Raw genomic sequence first — 22,973 nt, 5'->3', positions numbered from 1 at the left:
TTATGTAACATTCGCTACACATTAACAAGAATGGAGCTGTTAATTTGAAAAAGACTGATAAACGCAATCGTTTAGATGATTTGATATTTCATTATCAGGTAACAAAAAATAAAATGGTTATAATTGAATATTACGTAAAATAGATTATATTTTTAAAAGGAAATGACGCTGAAAAATTTTTAAACAAAATAACTCGGGCAAATAATGAAAAAGAAAAACAACTTATTATGGCTAAAATTACAGGTAACTTCAAAAGAGGAAATGAACGTTAATGAAAACGAATCTCATTTTTAACTTGATTATACAACATATTAAAAAAGAAATGTCACTCCTACGACATTTCTTTAGATTTTCTTCATAAAAGATTTACATTTTTAACGCTCTTTTCCTTTTTACATAAACTTACCGCTGAAATACAAGCAGTGCTTCTTATTTAATTACACAATAAATGCTTCATTACGTCTTCAAGTAATTCGTTCGGCTTTAAGACCTCGTTTTCCGTACGCCACCCTATAAATCCATCTGGTCTTATTACTACCGCTCCTCCATTTTCTATCCCGTATAATTTTCTAAAAGAGTTACCTTGATCGATGAAATCACCACTTAAACCAACCCGATATACTTTTATACTTACTCCTAATTCAGATGAAACGTCACGTGCCGCTTCAGTCCAAGCACTATGCCCTGCCTCAGTAAGTAATACAAAGTTGCTACCAAATAAATCAAGTATCGAAACTTCTTTTCCTCCATAAGTTCCAAAAAAATGTGGTGCACGCGTTCCAGGGCGTCCGTTCAAATCCACTATATCCATTCTATGCGAAGTGTTACATTCGTCTATAATTGCTTCTGAGCAATACTGATAACCAGCAGTGACAGCTAAACTATCCATATTACTCAAATTACCTTCCTCTCTATTCGCTGCACGAAATAATATACTACTCGCATGGTCCGTCGTTAATTTCGCAACAGGATATCTCTCTTCATGATACGTTTCTAATAATTTGGGATTTGCTTTCCCTTTTATAACAGCCGCTAATTTCCAAGCTAAATTATGTGCATCTTGTATCCCTGTATTTGAACCGAATCCTCCTGTTGGCGGCATAATATGTGCCGCGTCACCAACTAAAAAAATGCGATTGTCCTGAAATTTCACCGCTGTACTTTCACTCGCTTCCCACGGCAAAACACTTAATATTTCTGGCTTAATATCCGTACTTCCAATTGCAGTTTGAATAATTTGTTTACAGCGTTCTATAGAGAAATCCTCTGGTCGCTCCCCTTTTACTGGATCATAAGCTACATGATAAATCCATTTACTTTCGTTATCGACTGGAATAAGCGCACCAATTACTTCTGGATTTAGTATCATAGTAAAACCGAATGCGTCTCCTTTAATACATTCACTTAAATCTGCTTCAAAATATATGTTCATATAATAACCACCGATTGTACCACGGCCCTCGGTTAAAATACCTAACTGTTCACGTATTTTACTTTTCGCTCCATCCGTTGCAATTACATAATCACAATGAATCATGCTCTCTTCTTTCGTTTCACGATTTCGAATCGTTGCGATTACTCCGTTTCCATTTTGCTCATAAGAAACTAGTTCATGATAAAAAGATAGCTTCCCGCCTAATCTCTGTGCTTCTTGTAACATCATCTCCTCTAAAGTAATTTGATAACAAGCAGTTTGTTTTGATGGGCTAATCTTTTTCACTTTACGAACTAACTTTTCGTTATTTTCGTACTGAGCCGCCCTTATTTGTTCCAACTCTTCATTCTTAACCTCAGCTATTGTTTGAACCGCGATTCTCCCGCGACAATTCTCTAATGCTTTACCAGCTAATCGAATTCTTTTTTCTAGACCTAATTCTCGAAATAACTCCATCGTACGAAAAGTAATCCCGCCTGCTTTCGGATGAATTGCAGTAGACGGATGCCTTTCAATAAGTAAGTACTCAATGTTCTGTTTTCCAAGAAATAACGCAGACGCTAATCCTGATAATCCCCCTCCAACAATTAAAACTGGTACATGTTTTGATTTCATATATTTTCCCTCCACATATATTCTTCTGAGCTCAGCGACATAAATATAATCAAAAAATCAACGAAAATATAGACTTATATTTCATTTTGAATTATCATATAGATAGATTACGCCCCAAATTTCTTTTTTCCTTTTATACATCTACAACTATGAAGACTGTGTATGAATAAAAGGAAAAAAACAAAAAGAGCCTTCGTTATATAACGAAGGCTCTTTTTGTTTTTTTGACAGTTAAATGGACACAATGTAATGAAGTCCTTACAATAGATTTCAAGGGGATCATTTACAATAAACGTATAATATTTTTAGTTTACCTCACACAGAATACATATAAGTACAAGAAAATAATTAAAAACCAATTACAATTCAAATTTCAAACACACACACAAAGGAGGAGATACGATGACTAATAAAAACGAAACTGGTTGGAATTTAGAGAGTAGTTATACTGACCTGCCCAAATCATTTTTCACCGAAATCCCCCCAACTCCTGTACACTCACCGGAGTTAATTAAACTAAATAATTCTTTAGCAATATCTCTTGGCTTTAATCCTGAGGAACTAAAAAAGGACGCTGAAATTGCCATTTTAGCTGGAAATACTATTCCAGAAGGAGCTCATCCACTAGCTCAGGCATATGCTGGACACCAATTTGGTCATTTCAACATGTTAGGAGATGGTCGCGCCCTTTTAATTGGAGAACAAATCACCCCTTCAGGCGAACGGTTTGATATTCAATTGAAAGGTTCCGGCCCAACTCCATATTCGCGCCGCGGTGATGGCCGTGCTGCACTCGGTCCGATGCTACGTGAATATATTATTAGCGAAGCGATGTACGCGCTTGATATTCCAACTACTCGCAGTTTAGCAGTAGTCTTAACGGGCGAACCAATCTATCGCGAAACAAAGCTACCTGGAGCTATTTTGACAAGGATTGCAAGCAGTCATATACGCGTTGGAACATTCCAATACGCTGCAGCTCGCGGCTCAATCGAGGATCTCAAAGCGTTAGCTGACTATACGATAAAAAGACATTATCCAGAAATTGAATCTACTGAAAATCCATACGTTTCATTACTACAAGAAGTTATTAAGAAACAAGCCAGCCTCATCGCCAAATGGCAACTCGTCGGCTTCATTCACGGCGTAATGAATACTGACAATATAACGATTAGCGGTGAAACGATTGATTACGGTCCTTGTGCCTTTATGGATAGTTATGACCAAGGAACAGTATTTAGCTCTATTGATGTAAAAGGCCGCTACGCATATGGAAATCAGCCTTATATGGCTGCATGGGACCTTGCACGATTAGCTGAATCTTTAATGCCGATTCTACACGAAGATGAAGAAGAAGCGCTAAAGATTGCACAAGATGAAATTTCAAAGTTTAGCGTGCAGTACGAAAACAATTGGTTCCTCGGAATGAAGAAGAAATTAGGACTATTTAGCAATGAAGAGCAAGATCAATCACTTATTGAGAAACTTTTAAAAGCAATGGAAAAATATAAAGCAGATTATACAAATACATTCCGTGCATTAACTGACACTACATTAGAAAATGCACCTTTATTTGAAAGTCCTGAATTTAAAGAATGGTACGAGCTATGGCAACCTCGGTTAGAAAGACAAAAAGAATCGAGAGATGATGCATACAAATTAATGAAAAATAACAACCCAGTAATCATCCCTCGAAACCACAGAGTAGAAGAAGCACTAGAAGCAGCTGTTAAAGATGGAGACTATAGCGTAATGGAGAAACTTCTTCAAGCGTTAGCAAATCCTTATGAATATTCTCAAGAACAAGCGGATTACTGCACGCTTCCAGCGCCGACAAATCGTCCTTATAGGACTTTTTGCGGGACGTGATTTAGAGCACTAAGACTGTTTTTCTGCTCCTAATTGTATTATTTATTAGTGTAATTCCCACTAAATTCAAGTACACGATTCGTTATTTGCCATAAAGGAACATTATAAATAGAAAAGGTGTTTTCGTATAAAAAACACCTTTTCTATTTTTTCTCCATCTTGTGAAAAAAATGTAATTTAATACTCTAGTTTGCGTTTCTTTTATGTATTACATATCGATAGCATATTCTATGTGATTACAGTTGTATATTATCACCTCTATCAATTTCCTCCCATGCGAAAAAGGTACATACACCAAACAAGCTGTCACGAACAAAAGAGAGCTCTTTACTTCCTACCTATTTCTTTCCAAATCCTTTACCTTCTAATGCGTTAACTTGGTAACTGTTCTATTAAAATTCTTCTATTCAATCTTCAGTTTTTCTTATTATATCCAGGTACATCGATAAGGAACAACTATTCCCGAATATAAAAATCCAGCTATTGTACAAATGTTGATAAAAATAAAGGAGAAGAGAATGAATCCATTTTAATATTACTAATGAGAATTTGCATGCTCCAGTATTTTCACTATATTCCTCCACAATCTTTTATTAAAATTCATTACAATATTTTTCAGATTATGATGGATTGCTTTCAACATAATTTGAAGGTAGCTCTAACAACAAAAAACTGGCTTGTAAACTTTTAATGTTTACAAGCCAGTAAATAATATCAACTTAAGCTAGCACTCTTAAAATAATACTTTAGAGTTGTCTTCCCTCTAAGTATACTAACTCAGGTCTCGTTGGAGACCACCCTTCTCCGTGAGTCGATTGTAACTTATTGACGACATTATTTGCGGTTGCTGTTTGTTGAATCTTTGGAGTAGTATTTATCGTAAAAACTGTAATACCTGTAACAGCTAAACTCATTACCATTAAACTCAGTTTCTTCATTATTTTAACGCCCCTTTAGCTAAATTTGTTTTTCTTGCTTCAAGACTTAAACAAAAATATTCACTAGACGTTTTATAATCACACACCTCATATAATCTAGCTGCCATCACCTCAGCATATTCTTCTACATAATAAGAAAGATCCTCTTCTTTGAAATAAGAAATCCCCGCAACAATTACCCTTTTTAATTCCTCGATAGTCATACTACTATTTAATGTTTTTAAAATATTGAAATGATGTGTATATTCTTCATTCTCTACTTCTGAACAAAGTTCCAATCCTTTTTCAATAAGAGTAGAAGATATATTTGTTTCACCTAACTTAGAATATTCCCTTGCTTGTAAAAAAACAGCTTTGAGATGATTAGGTATTTTCTCTGTTACTTCTGATAAGTGACGGATAGCTAATTCAGAAAGGTTTTGATTTGCATATAGCCACCCTAAGTTGTGCCGCACGAATGAAATTAATCTTTCTTCATTATTTTTTTGTAATAAATTTAATGCAGAATTTAAATGTTCCTCGGCCTGTTCAAACTGTTTTAGAGATACACAACTCATTCCAATAGTATTTTCGCAAGAAGCAGTATTACTTTCATAACCTTGGTGTTTAGAGAAGATATCTTTTGAAATAGTTGCATAGTGAATAGCTAAAAGTGGTTCATTATTATTATGATAGAATAAGGCTAACTTAGATTGAAATTCAGCGTGTTCGATTTCTTCTGGAACGTCTTTCAAAAAAAACTCTGCTTTTTCATAATATTTTTTCGCTTCTTTATAATCTTTAAATATAGTAGCATATACCGCTTTACAAAAATGGTAATAATAAGATAAGAAACCATCTGTCGGAATTTTAAAAGAATCTATTTCGTCAAAGCTTCTCTTTGTGATACTAAATCTATCAACAAGCGTTTTATAACGAAAATCTAGTAAGAAATAATATAATAAATTTTGTTCTTGCAACATTTTATTTGATTCTTGTTTCAAAACATCAATATTTTTATCAATTTCTTGTTTTAAATTAGTTGCTTTTGACAATTGTTGTTGTAATATTGCTTGATACCATTCATTAAGTTGCTTTGTAACCTGTTCGCTTCCCTTCACTGGAATGTTCATAAGATCCCCCTTTTTTTGAATATTCTCACACAAATAATAACAAATAGATATTAAGATATAAATACCTCATTAATATTTCTCAACATTTATTTAACATTAAATCCATTAAATTAATCACATGCTGTAATTTTTTTAAAACACTAAAGAAAATTGCCCCTCATAAATACAGCGTCTAAATCACTATAAAAACAATATATTAACACTTTATAAATGTGTATTCACACTCCACCATTATTTTAAACACCCTTCTTCATCAACCCTGCAATCCCTTTACTCCCCTCACTACCAACTTTCTCAAGTTCTTCTACAACTAATTTCCGTCTCTCCACAGAATGATTTTGACTTAACTTCGCTTTTCCTTCTATTTTATTTATCTTTATTTTAAACCCAACTATTCCCCTACTTAATCCTTCCATATAATTCGGATCTACATCATTCAGTGAGTAGGTGCTCTTTGGATTTTCATATTTATGTACTAAATCTTGAAGAGAATCTATTAATTCCTGTTCATCTTCAACAATTTCTAACTCACCATATACATGCACCGCAACATAGTTCCATGTTGGTACTGCTTTATTTGTTTCATACCATGACGGAGAGATGTAACTATGTGGCCCTTGAAAAACAGCTAACACTTGTTGATTTCCACTATCTTTCCACTGCTCATTCGGACGTGCAAAATGCCCGTATAAAGTAAGTACTTCCCTATTTAACAATAACGGCAAATGCGTTGCGTATGGATTTCCGTTATGTTGAGAAAATAAAGTTGCAAAGCTATTTTGTTCAATAATTTCGTACTTCTTCTCTTCATCTTGTATAGTGAAATGTTTTGGTATGTACATAAACGCCCTCTTTTCTTATCTTCTTATTATATTTATGAACTTTATTATTGGGCAGGGACAGATGATAATTGTTTTATAAGGTCAGTGCATATAGTAAAACCTTTGTTTCAAAAATAATAGGTGGCATTATATGATTTCTGCCACCTTAGTCAATTTTTTTATTTATACAAATTCCCTTATTCAACGATCCTTCATAGCTTTTTCTAATACATATTCAATAAATTCCGTTTTACCTAAGCTATAATTTAAGCGATTTCCCGCCGTTTCTGCTAACTCTTTCTTTAACTTCCCATATTCAATAACAACGTTTGGATTTCCACGAAGATACTCACGAAACGCTACATGTCTTCTTAACTCTTCACTATTCTTATCGCATACATATAAATGATGTTCCATCCAAATTGTATTCTTCCCGTCCCTCGGAACATATTGACCCTTTCTCCCAAAAGCCTCTCTCCCCTTAAAACTCGACTCTTCTTGATGAAAATAACCTATCTGTTCAAGTCTCTTTATTACTTTAGAAAAAACATCATAATCTTCTATTACAACATCGACATCTAATATCGGTTTAGAAGCAAGACCTTTAACAGATGTACTCCCAACGTGCTCTATAGAAAGAATGAGTTCTCCCATTACGTTACTAATAAATGTCTGTAATTTACAAAATTCACTTTCCCATTGTGTATTATATTTCTCAATAGTAATAAATCGTTTCAATTGATCCATCCTTCTCAAATCACTTTTATAACCTCTGAATATGCGTATCCTTAAAATCCGTCTCATACTTCAATCCATACCCAATCATTCGATCCATGCCAATATGTGCTGTCCATATTAAACCAATCATTAAAATCGTATCCATCTTTAAATAGACCCCTATTAAAACAAGTAATATTGATATGATATATGTGTGAAATAGATTATAAATTTGTGCACCGACACGTTTGTTGATAGCGTACGCCACCATTGCTAAATCAGGTGCAAAAAGTAATACGATAAATAATAACCAACTAAATCCACATAATGCATATATATAAATCGCAGCTAATAAGACGACCAATCCTTCAAAATGTATAATTCGTTTCTCCAAACTTCATCATTCCTTATCTTTTAACTTAAAAATTTTATTCGGATTTAAAATATTTTGCGGATCAAGAGCTTTCTTTATTTTTTCCATTACTAAAAGCGCAGCCCCATGCTCTTCTTCTTGATACTTCTGCTTCCCTATTCCAACGCCGTGCTCTCCTGTGCACGTTCCGCCACGCTTAAGAGCATACAGTACGATACTTTCGTTTATTTCATCTGCCTTTTTCACTTCATCTTTATCATTTGGATCAATCATTAAGAGCACGTGAAAATTCCCGTCTCCTACATGACCAAGAATACCACCAACAAGACCAACTTTATCTAATGTCTCTTTCGCATGTTGTATTGCGCCAGCTAATTCCGAAATTGGTAAACAAACATCCGTACTCATTAGCTTTTTACCAGGGTAACTATGAACGTAAGAGTATGCTAAGTTATGTCTTGCATCCCATAATTTATTTCTCGCCGCAGTTTCAGTTTCAAAAGCAACTTCTTTACATTTATGATCAAAAACAATTTCCTTCGTAAACTCGATATCTTGCGTTAGACCTGCTTCATTTCCGTGAAACTCTAAAAACAGTGTTGGTTCTTCTCTATAATTTGTTTCATTATAATGATTTACTTGTTTCATAGAGAGTTCATCAACAAGTTCTATTCTCGCAATTGGAATGCCAGCTTGCAGTATAGTAATAACAGCTTCTACTGCATCATTTATAGTTGGAAACGATGCTCTCGCAGCCATAATATGTTCTGGTATGCCGTATACTTTTAAAGTTAGCTCTGTAAAGCATCCGAGCGTACCCTCTGATCCTACGAAAATACCATTTAAATGATAACCTGATGATGACTTCGCCGCTAAATTGCCAGTATGTATCACTTGCCCATCAGCAAGCACCACTTCTAAATCACGAACTTGATCACGCATTACGCCATACTTAACCGCTGTCGTTCCGCTCGCATTCGTAGCAGCCATGCCTCCTAACGTTGCATCTGCACCTGGATCTACACTAAAAAACAAACCGTACTTTTTCAATTCTTTATTGAGCTGAGAACGAGTAACTCCTGGTTGTACTTTCACAAGAAAATCTTTCTCTCTTATTTCAAGTATTTTGTTCATTAATGAAAAATCAACTGTAATCCCCTTTTCATAAGGAATTATATGACCTTCTAAACTAGAACCTACTCCAAATGGAATGACAGGTTTTTTATGCTCACTCGCTACTTTCATTATTGCTCTAACCTCTTCCATCGTTTTTGGAAAAACAACTACATCAGGTAAACTACTATTATGGTAAGATTCATCTTTACTATGTAACTCTCTTACCGTCTTATTAACCACTACTTGATCTTCAGGAAGTACATCCTTTAATTCATTTACTAAACGTTCAATTGTTATTTCCATTACGTACTCTCCTTTTATATTATTTACTCCACATTAATTATACCATTTTTATACAAAATAATCAGAATAGTGAAATTTATATAATTTTATATATAAAAAAGAACTTGCAGTATTCCCTACAAGTTCTTTTTTAAAATTACATCTTAGACGATTTCTTCAATAAAATCATAAACCAAACTAAAGTAAATGCCATCATAGAATGAGAGAATCCTACAATATAAGTTAACCCTTTAAAGTCCGCTCCATTTAGTTGAAGAAGCCCTCTCGCTGCCAACGAACCTAGCATTAAAGTTAATGCGATATTATGTAAAATAAACCAGTTATTAAATCCTTTCACTTCATGAAACGCGAATACTTTTGCTAATCCTAAAGCAATTAAAAAGAAGAAAAAGCCAAGTACTAACGTATGCGTATGCAAAAGATTTAATAAAGTAGAGCCTAAAATCCCTTTATATTTCCCATACTCCCTAGCAAATATTCCTGACAATAAACCGATAATCAAATAAGTAAACGATGCATTATATAATTTCTTCATTATGTACCTCCTTAAGTAGAATGTGTAGTGTGTCATATTTAGTAATAATGATAGTTATATAGTAAAAACTCCTAGTTTCCTAGGAGTCATTGTATAAGTATCTCACTCTTTACAATCAATCCTAATTATAAAATATCCTTTTATACAAAACAATCGAACTTTATGTGAACAGTAACTCTCAATTAAAATAACTTGCACTTTTATTTCGCACAATCCATACTAATTGTTATAACTTTTAAAGGGGGTGCGATAGATTGATAGTTCTTGAAACTGAAAGACTCACTCTTCGCTGGCTCGATGTAAAAGATGCTCCGTTCATTCTCGAGTTAGTAAACGATCCTGCATGGATTCAGTTTATTGGTAATAAAGGGGTTAAAAACTTAGAAGATGCAAAAAATTACATCTTAAACGGACCCGTCGATATGTATAATAAAATGGGCTTTGGTCTGTACTTAGTTGAACGAAAAGAAGATTTCACTCCACTTGGCATGTGCGGCCTTATTAAAAGAGATTCATTAGAAGATGTCGATATCGGCTTTGCCTTTTTAGAAAAATTCCGTTCGAAAGGATACGGCTACGAGTCAGCTTCTGCGGTAATGGAATACGGTGTACAGAAGCTAGGAATGAAACGAATTGTAGCAATTACTTCTATAGATAATGTTGCTTCAGGTACGCTGTTAGAAAAAGTAGGATTGCGATTCGAAAAAATAATTTCAGACTCAGGAGAAGATCTAAAATTATTCGGGTATAACGCATAACAAAAAAGGGTCGCCATGAATGGCGGCCCTTTTTTTCACTTCACTTCTACCGTATAATTCCCTGTTCCACCACCATACTGGTATACATGTAAATAGTACTTCCCTGGATACGTATAGTAACTACCTACTAATTTATTTCCTTGTTGCTGTGCATACGTAACATAATTATTTAAATCTGCTTCTGAATAAAGAACCCAGTTTACTCCGATATTATTTTCCTTCGTTACATTAATTTGAAGGTTTTTCGCAGTTTCTATATTTATTTCAAAGTAATCACTCGTATCACCGTTTCCTAAACTAGCACGTAAAACTTGATTTAACTGCAGTTTATTTGCCGTTTGGAATGAATTATTTGGCTCTTTTTCTACACTGTTATCTTCTTTCTTTTGAACCGTTACACTTGTTGTAGCAGTATTAGTTAATCCTTTATCGTCTGTTACTGTTAATTTCGCCGTATACGTTCCTTCTTTTGTATATACGTGAGTTGGATTTTGCTCATTACTTACCGCACCATCACCGAACTCCCAGTTATAAGAAGCAATTTTCCCATCTTCATCTTTTGATCCATCACTTTTAAACGAGATTGCTTCATTCACATTTCCGCTATACGGACCATTAATAACCGCTATTGGCGCTTTATTCACAGCACCTTCTTCTGTATTAATACCGTGGAACACAACATCATATTCAAATTGCCCTGATGCATTCACACGATAATTCACAAAGTAAGCTGTTACAGTTTTATAGCCTGTCCATTCTTTTGCACTTAAACGTTTTAACGTATCATTAACGTTTTGCGTAATTGTTTTCCAGTCTTCATATTCTCCTTTTGCAGCAGTACCTGTATACGTTCCTTGCAGTGTAAATGTATTAAAGAACTGTGATTTATTTTTCTTTACCGATACATTATTTAATTTCGCTTCCGCTGTAATTTCTGCCGCAATATCCGAAACTGGTTTCGGTGCATGAGTTGCTAAATAATCATCTGATACTAATGGGACATTATATTTCTCACGGTTATCAACAAGCATTTGCATATAGTCTTGATACTCTTTGTTTAAATTGGCATCTTTACTTAAAGCAGAGCGATATACATCATATGCTGTTACATCATTTTTCCTAATAAGATCATGAACTTTATCAAACATATCGTATCTCTTATTGTACATATACGATTGTAAAGCAAAGGAATAATTATAGAAATCCCACGTTCCATACTTTGCATTTAACGTTCGCTCTGCCGTATAACGTTCTGCTGGATTCGAAGATAGTCCTCCTATAATGCTCTTTCTTGGAACGACATTGTCCGTTCTCGTTGCACCTGCAAAGAACTCAGCATTCCCTTCTTCAAACCAAGATAATCTCTCATTTTCATAAAACTTACCTTGTCCCCAAAGTCCTGGCACTTCATATCTACCTTGTAAATAATGCGTGAACTCATGTCGGAATAACTCTTCTAAACTATATATACTTTCTTCTGGTGTACGTTCATAAGTAAAGAACGTTCCTGTTCCTTCTATATACATACCACCATTATTTGTTTCATATCCGTATAATTGACGATTAAATTGATACTCAGCTGGGCTATTATAAATAACCATCGTTAATACATCATCTGGATTTCCTTTTTCTAAAGGTTGGTCACTTTCAACCGTACGATGGAATTGTGCCTTCACTTCTTTTGCTGCCCAATATAAACGTTTCACTTTCTCTTCAGTCACTTTATCTCCGGCTTTTAAAACAATTGCCCCATCATCAAACGTATACGTTTTTGGTAAATATTTTTTCTTACCATCTTCTCGTATTTGATCTAAATCAACCAATTTACCATTTGCATCTTTCCCGCCATAATTCGTCGTAATTTGCTCAGCTGCTACGAAATATTGCTCACCTAAATAAGGATAGATTTTCATCGCATCTGTTACAACTTGTAATCCTTTTGTCCCTGTACTATGGAATGTACCGAGTCTACCTGTATAATAAATGCCATTATTAATAAGCCATCCGTTTTTCTCTGTAATCGTTCCCATTAACGCAAATCTACTTAACTCATTAATATAACTATCTATTTTCTGATACCATACTGTATCTTTCGGTGCTTTTCTCGTATCGTACAAATACGATTGAATATCGTAATCAACACCTTGCATAATATCGTAAATCGCATTTCCAGCTGAAAGATTATCTACCAATGTAGAAAAATTATCATTATATTGCTTAAAAATCTTTGCAGCCGATGTTACCGTTTCCACATCACTCGAAGCATTTCCTATTAATTTTCCGTATGATGATACAACTCTATTTTGTTCCAATGTACCGAGCTTGAAATTTGGATTGTTCGCAATCGTTTTTAACGCCGGCAAGCACTTGTCATGATAGCTCCGCTCATTTAGTTTACTTAATTCCGTATTATAAAACCCTAAATAAAATCCAGAGCGCAATACTTCTACTAATGTCTCAATCCCTTTTGAATCATCCTTCGTGTAAGCTTGTCCTTGCTGCTTCAATTTATCAATAATCGCCTGCATCCTACTATCATTTTGATAGAATGCAAGGCTGTCCTTATTAAACTGAAATAGCCCCGTAATTTGCTCCCAATCGATTGTTACAAGTAAATCTACTAACTGCTGATTGCTTAATTGATTTAATTCAGCAATTGTATATGTTTTGGCTACAGCTAATTGCTTACTTTCCTTTTTTACTTCAGGTGGTCTTTGCGATAAATCAGCAAATTGTAGCCTTTTCTCAAAAGACTTGCTTTCTAATACTTTCGATGAATGAGCTAATTCTTGCACTGGCAGTTGTACACCAACCGGCTCCATTTTGAGCACATTGCGATAAGAAACTTGCTCTCCCTTAGTATCTTCCGCCAATATGTTCCCTTGAAAACTACCTAACATTAAACTAGCAAAACTTACCCCTACTAACACTTTTTTTGAATAGCCTTTCATGCTCTCCCCTACCTTACATTTTTTAGTGTCCCACTTCATTATTTTACTATTCTGACTATTTATTATGTATTGAGAAAAAATAAGGTAACGTTCACACACGTATCCATTTAAAGCAAAATTAACGCTTGATTCTCCATGCCATTTGTGTCAAAAAAGGATAGATAATAGCGAAATTCCTGCTACATCTAACCCCTTTTTCAACGCTATGATTTTAACTTGATAAACGTGATTTCCGGTAATGTTTGCATATACTGAATTAATGCATTCTTTTCTTCAGGTGATATATTTTTCAGTTGCATTCCTACCTTATAAACTACACCTGTATCTCGCTGTAAAGATTCCACTTCATATGAAAGTATTGGAATACCTTTCACTTGTAGCGTCTCTAATATTTGTTGTACCGCTTCATGTTTATTCATACAAATTTGCAATGTTATATTTTGCGGAAATAAAAATTGCACCTTAAAAATACGACTTACAATCTCTAAACCAATTAAAACGAGAATCGTCGCTCCAACGCCCACTACATACATACCTGCTCCAATTGCTAATCCAATTCCTGCTGTAGCCCATAAACCAGCCGCTGTCGTTAACCCTTTCACCGCCTGCTTTTGAATAATAATTGTACCTGCACCTAAAAACCCTACTCCACTAACAACTTGCGCTGCAATACGACTTGGGTCAAGAGACATATGATCTTTAAATACAATATCTGAAAAGGCATATTTCGAAACAACCATTATTAAAGCACTTCCTACCGCTACGAGGAAATGAGTCTTTAATCCAGCTTCTTTTGATCGAATTTCCCTTTCAATACCAATTATTGCTCCTAATAAACCGGCAACACCGATTCGTATAATAAAATCAATATGTAAGCTCACGGGCACTTCCCCCTTTCATTCATTATAGATAGATAAAATAAAAATTATCACAGACATCCGTTTATCGATATAAAAGCATTTCATTAAAATATACTTAATATACCAACCGATTTATGTTAATATTTTAAATATTAACATAAATAAAAACCAAACCACTTTTCATATGAAAAACTGTAAATTTCAAACCGAAACTAATTTTTATTTAAAAAAGGAATGTGGATTGCATAAAATGAGGTTGAGAAAATAAGAAAACACTTTCATTTAACGCCACAATTTTATGAAATAAAACGTCAATCAAAGGAGCCTATAAACAATGAACGTCTCTTTAATTACACCTACTACCGATTTACAAGAAGAATACTTAGATTTTTATAACGAATGGAAAGCTAGCGATGAAACGATGATTCCGTGGGTTATTTCAAAAGATCCTTCTAATTTCACGGCAATGATTCAAGAATTACACGAGGCACATAACGGAATAAATATACCTAAAACATGGGTACCAGATTCTACGTATTGGCTCGTTACAAATGAAAATAAAATTTTGGGAGCAGTTAATATTCGTCATAGTTTGACGAAGCATTTATTTAATGCTGGCGGCCATATCGGTTATGGCATTCGCCCTTCTGAAAGAAGAAAAGGATATGCTACAAAGTTACTAGAGTTATCATTAGAAAAAACGAAAGAATTAAACATCACGAAAGCACTTGTCGTTTGCGATGAAGTGAATACAGCTTCAGAGAAAACGATTTTACATAACGGCGGTCTCCGTGATGAAGATTTCACTGAAGAAGATGGTAATGTTGTGAGAAGGTATTGGATTGAACTCTAAATAATCAAAAAAAGCCAGAAAGTGATTACACACTTTCTGGCTCCTTTTATACTGCTTCTATTTCAAACTGCACTGTAATACCACTCGGATCTACTACTGTAAATCCATTTGTTGTTTCATTTATTTCATGTTGTTTTTCTATTAATCTTTCTTTTACTTCATCTAACGCTTCTTTATGAGGCAGTACAATCGTATACACTTTTAGTCCCGTTGCATGTACTGGTGGATGCGGGTTATTTACCCCATTCCACGTATTTGCACCGATATGGTGATGATAACCTCCTGCCGAAATAAATAAGCAATCATCTTCACGCTGTTGTACTTCAAAACCTACTGTATCTACATAAAACTCATGTGACTTCTCGACATCAGCTATTCGTAAATGCACGTGCCCAACGACAGTGTCAGCAGGTAATCCATCAAACTCATAATCAACGAGCTTTGCTAGTTCTTTTAAATCAAGTGGCGTACTCCCTCCTGGTCCCTCTCCCCATCGATCACGCGGACGGTCTGCATATATTTCGATACCATTACCCTCTAAGTCTTGTAAATAAAACGCCTCACTATACGTATGATCACTTGCGCTATTAAACCTTGAAATTGGTAAAATTTCATTTGAATATGTATAACGTCCTTCTTGCTCAATCGGACTATCAATTACCTTTTTATTACGAATAACACCAAATAGTGCCGAGGCAAAAGCTTCACGAGTTGGAACTAAAAAAGCGACATGATATATACCCGTCGTACGTGGTTCTTGAAGCGCTGCATCTTCCACCTGCTCAAGAACGAGTAAAGCATTCTTACCACCTTTTCCAGCTAAATATGCTTTATTCCCCTCTTGCTTAATTACTTCTAACCCTACTACATTCTCATAAAAAGCAATTTGACTCTCTAAATCTTTCACTTTAAATTCCACATGACCAATACGTGTTTTTGGATGAATTTGTACCATGAATAACTTCCTCTCCAGTTTCCTTTAGTTTTTTATATAAGTTGATAGGCAATAACTCTATTCAACGAATACACCTTAATTTTGTTTTTTTGTAGCATCAACTTTTAGCCATTTTTCCGATATTTCGCTTAATGTTCCATCTTGTTCTAATTCTTTTAGCGCCTTATTTATATCTTCTAACTTTTCACTCTTTTTTGCAAATGGAAATGCAATCTCTCCCCATTCAAGTGGACCAAATCCAACTTTGACATTATCTAGTTTCGCCTTTGTTATTGTTGTTTCCACTTGAACTTTATCATTATAATAAGCATCGACGCGTCCAAATCCTACTTCGTTCAATTCCGCCGTTGGATCCTCTGAGTACGTTTTAATCGTAAAAGCATTATTTTTATTTAAAGCTTTTAACTCTTGCTCGCCTGCTGTACCAAGTCCAACACCTACAGTTTTTCCTTTTAGATCCTCTATCGATTTAATTGTATTATTATCTTTCTTCACCGCAAAAACAGAACCTGAATACACATACGGGATCGAAAAATCATATTTCTTTTTTCTTTCCGGAGAAACGGATAATTCATTTGCAATCGTATCAATACGACCTGAATCTAATAAACCAAATAATCCTTCAAAATCAGAAACATTCCATTCTACTTTATATCCAGCCTTTTTAGCAGCCGCTTCAATAATTTCAGCATCAAAACCTGTTACTTTTTCACCTTCTTTAAAAATAAATGGGCTACGACCTGCAGAAGTCCCAACTTTCACTACTTTTTCATTTGTTTTTTCACTTGCTGCATTAGAACCACAAGCAGACAAAATCCCTACCGACACCGTTAATGCTAATGTTAGTAATAATGACGATTTTTTCATAACTCTTCCTCCTAAATAACGAAATGATTGCCTTCTTCAGAAGCATTTAATTGCCGTAAAAACTTTTTCGTACGCTCATTTTGTGGGTTTCGGAAAATCTCTTCTGGCGTTCCCTGCTCTACGATAATTCCATCAGCCATAAATATAATGCGATCCGCCACCTCTTTTGCAAAATTCATTTCATGTGTAACAATAACCATCGTTATATGCTGTCTTGCCAATTCTTTAATAACTTGCAATACCTCATTAACTAATTCTGGATCAAGTGCTGAAGTCGGTTCATCAAACAAAAGTACAGCTGGATTTAAAGCCATTGCTCTAGCAATCCCAATCCTTTGCTGTTGCCCGCCGGATAACATTGCCGGATAAAAATCTTCTTTATCAGCTAAGCCTACTTGTTTTAATATTCCTCTCGCTATTCCCTTTGCCTCTTCTTCACTTTTTTTCTGTACAACCGTTAATGGTGTTGTAATATTTTGCAATGCTGTTTTATTTTTAAATAAATTATAGTTTTGAAAAACCATAGCTGTTTTTTGCCGTAATTGTATTATTTCTTTTTTATAAAGTTTCTTCGCATGAATCTCTAAATCTTCAATTCTAATACTTCCGTCATTCGGTTGTTCTAATAAATTTAAACATCTCAGTAGTGTCGATTTTCCTGAACCAGAAGGTCCAATAATTACTACTACTTCCCCTTTTTTCACAGTAAGTGAAATTCCCTTTAACACTTCATTATGTTTGTAGGATTTATACAAATCACTTATCTCAATCACATATTTCACCTCATTTCTGTTATAAATACGGTGCATCAAGTTTCTTTTCTAACTTTTTCTGCCCCCAGCTAATTACGATTGTAATAATCCAATACACAATCGCTACCGCTAAATAACTTTCCATATAACGATACGATTGCGCCGCTAGCATTTTCGCTTGCGCTAAAATTTCAGCCACCCCAAGTGCAAAAGATAACGAAGATTCTTTTAACAATCCAACAAAATTATTTCCAAGTGACGGCACAGCTACACGAATAGCCTGCGGAAAGATGATTTGTCGCATCGCTTGTGCTTTTGTCATTCCTGCTGATAAACAAGCATCCATTTGTCCTGATTCTACAGCATTTAATGAACCTCGAATTATCTCTGACAAATAAGCAGCATTATTTAAACTGAGACCAATTAAAGTTGCTTGCATAGCTGTAAGTACTGTAAAAGCCGGAGATATTTGTGGCAATCCGAAATACAACACAAACAATTGAACTAATAACGGTGTTCCTCTAAAGAAAGAGATATACACCCTTGCAATTGGATATAAAAATTTCGTTTTGTTTTTTGTAATGATCGCCAGGCCAATCCCTATAACGAAAGAAATAATCATTGAAACAACAGTAATCCCTAAAGTTATGTATACATACTTAAATAATTGCGGAAAACTTTCTAAAAAATACGCCACATCAAATTTCACTTTGCTCCCCCTTTCTAGACAAAAAACTCTTCTTACACATATAAGAAGAGTTGAATGTTAATCCATTTCCCCCATCTCCCAAACGCCTCATACGTTTGCTGGAATTAGCACAGTACTTTTATAGCCTGTTGCTGAGATTTCATCGGGCCAGTCCCTCCATCTCTCTTGATAAAAAACTAATAAATTTTTCCATTTATTAATTTGTTATTATGAAGAATACAGGTAAATCAAAACAATGTCAATAGGAAAACTAAGAATTAAAGCCACACTTTTTTCGAACATACAAACAATACACCATCAAAATTACTATTCTTAATAAACTGTACACAAAAAGCCGGTACTTCTAACAAACTTAGAAATACCGGCTTCAAATCTTTTATTCTTATAGCTTATGATATTTATCTCATTTTATGTACTTCAGCAACTAACTTTCCGCCCTGAATGCCCATATAAAGCTTAACAGGAGCATCATTCGTGTTTTCAAATACTAAGTCTAAATATGGATATGCAATTGTAGCATCTCTTCCCTGCGGGACATAACCTACTGTTTTAGAGTGTGTCGTTCTCTCTACCATTTTCAAACCGGCTTGATCTGCCGCATTATATAACGTTGATGATGTTTGACAAACACCACCACCATATCCATCTACTAATTTACCATCTACAATTTCTTTTCCTAATTGGTACCCTTTATCTGGTGTTGTATCTCCAATTAGTGCATTAAAAGAGAAACGGTCTCCTTTCGCTAAAACAACTCCACTTACGCTCTGAGCAGATAAACGAATATTTTCAATTCGACCACCTGTTGAACCACCTAAATTCGTTTCATATCTACCAATTACAGTACCACTGCCTTGCGCATCACTTAATGTTGCAGTAGGTTTTTTCTCCACAATTGGTAACTGATAAGTAGAATCCCACATACCTACATTTAATAATTTGTCTACTAACTCTTTTTCCATTAATTCATACGCAGGTTTTCCCTCTTGCCAACTTCCATCAGGTGCTAAACGTGAAGGAACCATCTTTTTATCGACGCTTTTCCCAACTTCACCAGCAACCTTCGTTACCGATTTTTTGAATTTCGCTTCATCTTCAAAATAGCCTAAACTCGATAAATCTAGTTTCTTCACTTCAGTACCAGTACGACCATCCACTAAGCTAATGTTATCCTGCACTTCAGCCTTAGCTTCCACAACGTTCCCACCGATATCACTTACTAATGCCACATCACTTACTTTTGTACCACAACCACTTACTACAGCTACGCATAGCACCCCTACTAATATACCCTTTACTTTACGGAACAATATACTCTCTCCTTTTCCCCAACATCATTTCTTATGTATTATTTCATTTTATGTATCTTTTGTTACAATCATTTTACAATATATTTAGAAAATGTTACAAGTTGTTTTTTACTCTATTAAAATTACTCTTTTCTTTTGTAAATGTCTATACATATTTATATAAATTTTCGAGTTTGATAAGATTGTAACTTTTATGCAACCTATTTATATCCAGTATATACCATTCAACAGATGAAATACAAATGTAAAACTCTTTCATTTCACCTCTCTATTCACCTGCATGCTTCAAAAACCGTAATACCGATTTCTCATATGTGATCATTATTAAACAACTTAAACCGAGTTTTTATAGGTAAAAACAATTAATCCCTTCAGCGTATATAGGTATTTGCCGTGCCACTACTCCGCTTTTGCTCATACATTATGATGAATTTAACCTATTATAAAGAAATGGAGGATGTTTTTATGTATCCCTACAATCCTTATGATCCATATAACCAATATGGTTACCAACCTCAGTATGATTTACAAGCACAATACGAACAATATATTGACCAAACAGAAGAAGTTAATCCATATGATCAAAATCGACAATTTCAACTTCCAATCTCTTTTCCTGGCACTGGAAACCGTCAACTAGAACGACGAGTAAATGAGCTTGAGCAAAGAGTACGTCAACTAGAAAACACAGTTGAGCGTCATACACGTAGATTAAACCGCTTAAATCAGCGTTTACGTACAGTAGAAAATAGACTAAACATTCCATTTTCAGCATTAGAAGATGGTTTTTAATTTCGAAAAATAACAAATATATAAGGAAGGGACTCCCCCTTCCTTATATAAATTGACGAAAGTTTTTTCCATCTCTATACTGATAAGAGTTAATGAAATGAAACAAGGTGATAAATATGGATTTTGAAATAAATTTTCTTTCCTTTTATGTAGTACAAGTTGAAGGAAAAGGTGAAGCAGTTGATAAACGCTATAAACATTTTCAAACATTAGACGCTGAAGAGTATGAAGATAGCTCTTTAAAAGAATTTTTGAATGGTGAATTATTAAAAATTTCAAAGCGAAAAGTAGAACGTCACGCAAAAACAGAACAAGCCCCAACAAAGATTGGTCGCTTTATTGTAGAAGAAGGGCACGAATTTGATTCAAACCCTCATTACAACTTATTTAATCGTATTCGCTTTGCAGAAACAAAAGAAAACTTCAAAGATATGAGCGAACCTCTCGTTTATACATACCTTGACACAAGCGCTGTACGTGGTGGTATATTTTTAATCGCTCAAGCAAAACTACGCAAATACTTTGATGATCCATTCGTATTCGTAATGAAATGTGACTTCGAACCAAAGGTTGCTTCCATTTCTGATGAATCAACACTTATTCGTAACGTTGAAATGGCCATCACAACAAAGAATATGAAATCTATCCAATATCCATACATGCCTGAAGAAGGTATGGTCGAGCCTGGCGAACTAAAAATACATCAGGCATCACACGCCCGCTACTTTGAAGACTTCTTAAAATTCGTCGAGTACGAACGCTCTATGCCTGAAATTATGAAAACACAAGTAATGGACATGGTATATGACCAAATTGAAGATGTATTTGAAGAAGGTACTGAAGAACGCGAACAATTTGACCAAGCGATGGAAGTATGGGCTGCCAGTCCAAAACGCGAAATTATGGAACAGTTTTCAACAGAGGAAGTAATGGAAGCAACTGCTCAAATTGTCGAGCACGCTCCTGAAGTAGAATTAAAGCTAAAAGCAGATCATATCTCTGTGAAGGCCCTGCTTGCTGATTTCGGAGACCTAATACATATCGCAAAGGTAAATGACCGATACGTATTAATGATTGAGGCTGATACACTTACGTTTGAGAAAGGCTTCTCTCCGATTGAGTTTCTGAAGCCAGATGAATTGCAAGATGTGATTGAGCGGATTGAGAATAAGCAGCAGTATTCTTATGATCCAAATGGAATTGAATAAATGCTTCCATATAACTATTTTTACTGAGCGCTGTTAACAAGCGCTCTTTTATTTTGGTCACATTTTCATATCTATTTTGTGGTCACTATAGGTATATGAATACTAAAACCACTTTTTTTATAAAATTCCACCTTACTAACCAATCGAAAGTCTGACCATTTTCTTCTAATGTACTTATGATCGAGGCTGTTACGCTTACGTTTGAGAAGAGGCTCTCTCCCATCGAATTTCTAAAGCCAAATGAATTACGAATAGTTATGCAAAAAATCCAAAATAAGAGTTAATATATTTTTATAATGTTAAAGAAGCTGTACATGCTCTTTATACAGCTTCTTCCTCTCAAAAACTGCCGATTTTTAATGATTGTACGGCATTCCGCACGAACAACGATGCGAACCGAATAATAAGTTGTAAGACGCAGGAAATTCTTGATTTACACGTTGTACTTCTCGTGCAAATTCTTCTTCGTCTTTTGGTACTCGAAAAAGTGCATCTGCTTTTTCTTGTGTATCTATATTGGCTCCAGGCGGCACAAACCTGTTCGTCGCAACACGCACACCGTTTGTTACTACTGCATTATATGAAATAAACGTTCCTTCTCCAATAATCGCATTATACACAATTGCTTTAAAACCGACGAACACCTTATTCCCTATATAACAAGGACCGTGAATGAGAGCGCCATGCGCAATACTTACTTTTTTTCCAATATAGATGGAATACTTTTTATCATCAACAGAAACAAATTTATTCAATAAACCATGTAAGATAACTCCGTCTTGCAGATTTGTGTTTGAACTAATATAAAATGGAGTTCCTTCATCCGCACGAACGCTTACATTAGGAGCTACATATACATTATCTTTAATTCTCACATCGCCTATCACACTAGAAAACGGACTTATAAAAGCTGTTTTATCAATTTTTGGATAACGTTTAATCGGATTAAATGAGGTAATAGGATTGGGGCTGATAAAGGGAGCAAACGACTGATTGTGACTTCTACAATTTCTTTTCGTCAAGAAAACATCTCCTTTAAAATCATATATACAGTATTTTATGTACATGCTGCTATTTTGGAGACAAGTTGTTAAAAGATTAATACAGTATTATAGGGACTTGCT

21 protein-coding genes, 2 pseudogenes and 1 riboswitch are annotated in these 22,973 nt (G+C 34.8%); of the genes and pseudogenes, 7 read left to right on the top strand and 16 right to left on the bottom strand.

What is annotated here, in order from left to right; genetic code table 11:
* Positions 1-44: 44 nt before the first annotated feature.
* A pseudogene (locus tag ACFVQC_RS07365) lies at positions 45-272 on the top strand (hypothetical protein).
* 161 nt (positions 273-433) lie between these two features.
* Here ACFVQC_RS07365 and ACFVQC_RS07360 read toward each other — a convergent pair.
* Positions 434-2,050 carry an FAD-dependent oxidoreductase gene (locus ACFVQC_RS07360; RefSeq protein WP_377897881.1) on the bottom strand — a complete coding sequence of 539 codons (1,617 nt, stop codon included), beginning with the start codon at positions 2,048-2,050 and terminating at the stop codon, positions 434-436.
* 402 nt (positions 2,051-2,452) lie between these two features.
* On the opposite strand from ACFVQC_RS07360, the gene ACFVQC_RS07355 reads away from it, so the two are divergent.
* Complete coding sequence (locus ACFVQC_RS07355; protein ID WP_377897880.1) at positions 2,453-3,919, top strand: protein adenylyltransferase SelO; 1,467 nt, start codon at positions 2,453-2,455, stop codon at positions 3,917-3,919.
* Between the two features lie 746 nt (positions 3,920-4,665).
* On the opposite strand, the gene ACFVQC_RS07350 is transcribed toward ACFVQC_RS07355, so the two are convergent.
* The 7 genes from ACFVQC_RS07350 to ACFVQC_RS07320 all read right to left on the bottom strand — a co-directional run bounded on the left by ACFVQC_RS07350 (position 4,666) and on the right by ACFVQC_RS07320 (position 9,834).
* On the bottom strand, positions 4,666-4,857 hold the full coding sequence (locus ACFVQC_RS07350) for a Phr family secreted Rap phosphatase inhibitor (protein ID WP_002146407.1): 192 nt from the start codon (positions 4,855-4,857) through the stop codon (positions 4,666-4,668).
* Positions 4,857-5,969, bottom strand: coding sequence for a response regulator aspartate phosphatase (locus ACFVQC_RS07345; protein WP_377895998.1), 1,113 nt, complete (start codon positions 5,967-5,969; stop codon positions 4,857-4,859). The genes ACFVQC_RS07350 and ACFVQC_RS07345 overlap by 1 nt, the downstream gene beginning before the upstream one ends.
* A 236-nt stretch (positions 5,970-6,205) precedes the next feature.
* Positions 6,206-6,811 carry an FMN-binding negative transcriptional regulator gene (locus ACFVQC_RS07340; protein WP_377897878.1) on the bottom strand — a complete coding sequence of 202 codons (606 nt, stop codon included), beginning with the start codon at positions 6,809-6,811 and terminating at the stop codon, positions 6,206-6,208.
* A gap of 180 nt (positions 6,812-6,991) precedes the next feature.
* Positions 6,992-7,528: a GrpB family protein gene (locus ACFVQC_RS07335; RefSeq protein WP_377897876.1), complete on the bottom strand. Its 537-nt coding sequence runs from the start codon at positions 7,526-7,528 to the stop codon at positions 6,992-6,994.
* 25 nt (positions 7,529-7,553) lie between these two features.
* On the bottom strand, positions 7,554-7,901 hold the full coding sequence (locus ACFVQC_RS07330; protein ID WP_016096389.1) for a DUF4260 domain-containing protein: 348 nt from the start codon (positions 7,899-7,901) through the stop codon (positions 7,554-7,556).
* Between the two features lie 6 nt (positions 7,902-7,907).
* A complete protein-coding gene (locus ACFVQC_RS07325) occupies positions 7,908-9,299 on the bottom strand; it encodes an FAD-binding oxidoreductase (RefSeq protein ID WP_377897875.1) in 1,392 nt (463 codons plus the stop codon).
* 136 nt (positions 9,300-9,435) lie between these two features.
* Positions 9,436-9,834: a DUF2871 family protein gene (locus tag ACFVQC_RS07320; RefSeq protein WP_002199739.1), complete on the bottom strand. Its 399-nt coding sequence runs from the start codon at positions 9,832-9,834 to the stop codon at positions 9,436-9,438.
* A 254-nt stretch (positions 9,835-10,088) separates the two neighbouring features.
* Between ACFVQC_RS07320 and ACFVQC_RS07315 the strand changes: the two genes are divergently transcribed.
* Positions 10,089-10,592, top strand: a complete 504-nt coding sequence (locus ACFVQC_RS07315; protein ID WP_377896310.1) for a GNAT family N-acetyltransferase — start codon at positions 10,089-10,091, stop codon at positions 10,590-10,592.
* Between the two features lie 35 nt (positions 10,593-10,627).
* On the opposite strand, the gene colA is transcribed toward ACFVQC_RS07315, so the two are convergent.
* Together colA and ACFVQC_RS07305 are read right to left on the bottom strand one after the other, a co-directional pair.
* Positions 10,628-13,543, bottom strand: a complete 2,916-nt coding sequence (colA, locus tag ACFVQC_RS07310) for a collagenase ColA (protein ID WP_377897873.1) — start codon at positions 13,541-13,543, stop codon at positions 10,628-10,630.
* Positions 13,544-13,746: 203 nt separating this feature from the next.
* A complete protein-coding gene (locus ACFVQC_RS07305; protein ID WP_215571894.1) occupies positions 13,747-14,424 on the bottom strand; it encodes an MgtC/SapB family protein in 678 nt (225 codons plus the stop codon).
* 313 nt (positions 14,425-14,737) lie between these two features.
* On the opposite strand from ACFVQC_RS07305, the gene ACFVQC_RS07300 reads away from it, so the two are divergent.
* The gene (locus tag ACFVQC_RS07300; protein WP_377893668.1) at positions 14,738-15,256 is read left to right on the top strand and encodes a GNAT family N-acetyltransferase; all 519 of its coding nucleotides are present in this window, start codon (positions 14,738-14,740) and stop codon (positions 15,254-15,256) included.
* Positions 15,257-15,302: 46 nt separating this feature from the next.
* Here ACFVQC_RS07300 and ACFVQC_RS07295 read toward each other — a convergent pair whose 3' ends face one another.
* From ACFVQC_RS07295 to ACFVQC_RS07275, 5 genes are all read right to left on the bottom strand, one after another.
* Positions 15,303-16,211, bottom strand: coding sequence for a VOC family protein (locus tag ACFVQC_RS07295; RefSeq protein ID WP_377897871.1), 909 nt, complete (start codon positions 16,209-16,211; stop codon positions 15,303-15,305).
* A 75-nt stretch (positions 16,212-16,286) separates the two neighbouring features.
* Positions 16,287-17,078, bottom strand: a complete 792-nt coding sequence (locus tag ACFVQC_RS07290) for an amino acid ABC transporter substrate-binding protein (protein WP_377897869.1) — start codon at positions 17,076-17,078, stop codon at positions 16,287-16,289.
* Positions 17,079-17,089: 11 nt separating this feature from the next.
* The gene (locus ACFVQC_RS07285; RefSeq protein WP_377893674.1) at positions 17,090-17,851 is read right to left on the bottom strand and encodes an amino acid ABC transporter ATP-binding protein; all 762 of its coding nucleotides are present in this window, start codon (positions 17,849-17,851) and stop codon (positions 17,090-17,092) included.
* 19 nt (positions 17,852-17,870) lie between these two features.
* Entirely contained in the window at positions 17,871-18,539 is a 669-nt protein-coding gene (locus ACFVQC_RS07280) for an amino acid ABC transporter permease (protein WP_377893676.1), read from the bottom strand.
* 68 nt (positions 18,540-18,607) lie between these two features.
* Positions 18,608-18,714: riboswitch (SAM riboswitch) on the bottom strand.
* 223 nt (positions 18,715-18,937) lie between these two features.
* Entirely contained in the window at positions 18,938-19,849 is a 912-nt protein-coding gene (locus ACFVQC_RS07275) for a VanW family protein (protein ID WP_002146391.1), read from the bottom strand.
* 465 nt (positions 19,850-20,314) lie between these two features.
* Here ACFVQC_RS07275 and ACFVQC_RS07270 point away from each other — a divergent pair, with 465 nt between their 5' ends.
* The 3 genes and pseudogenes from ACFVQC_RS07270 to ACFVQC_RS07260 form a co-directional block, all read left to right on the top strand.
* Positions 20,315-20,641, top strand: coding sequence for a hypothetical protein (locus ACFVQC_RS07270; RefSeq protein ID WP_002146390.1), 327 nt, complete (start codon positions 20,315-20,317; stop codon positions 20,639-20,641).
* 116 nt (positions 20,642-20,757) lie between these two features.
* On the top strand, positions 20,758-21,849 hold the full coding sequence (locus tag ACFVQC_RS07265; protein WP_377897868.1) for a DUF3900 domain-containing protein: 1,092 nt from the start codon (positions 20,758-20,760) through the stop codon (positions 21,847-21,849).
* 170 nt (positions 21,850-22,019) lie between these two features.
* Positions 22,020-22,133 (top strand): annotated as a pseudogene (locus tag ACFVQC_RS07260) (DUF3898 domain-containing protein); the annotation flags it as partial.
* A gap of 72 nt (positions 22,134-22,205) precedes the next feature.
* Here ACFVQC_RS07260 and ACFVQC_RS07255 read toward each other — a convergent pair.
* A complete protein-coding gene (locus ACFVQC_RS07255) occupies positions 22,206-22,871 on the bottom strand; it encodes an LbetaH domain-containing protein (protein WP_377893680.1) in 666 nt (221 codons plus the stop codon).
* Positions 22,872-22,973 lie beyond the last annotated feature (102 nt).

It is taken from the genome of Bacillus sp. NPDC057893, from assembly GCF_042796455.1.
Classification (GTDB): Bacteria; Bacillota; Bacilli; order Bacillales; family Bacillaceae_G; genus Bacillus_A.
This window is presented reverse-complemented; position numbering and strand designations above follow the sequence as displayed.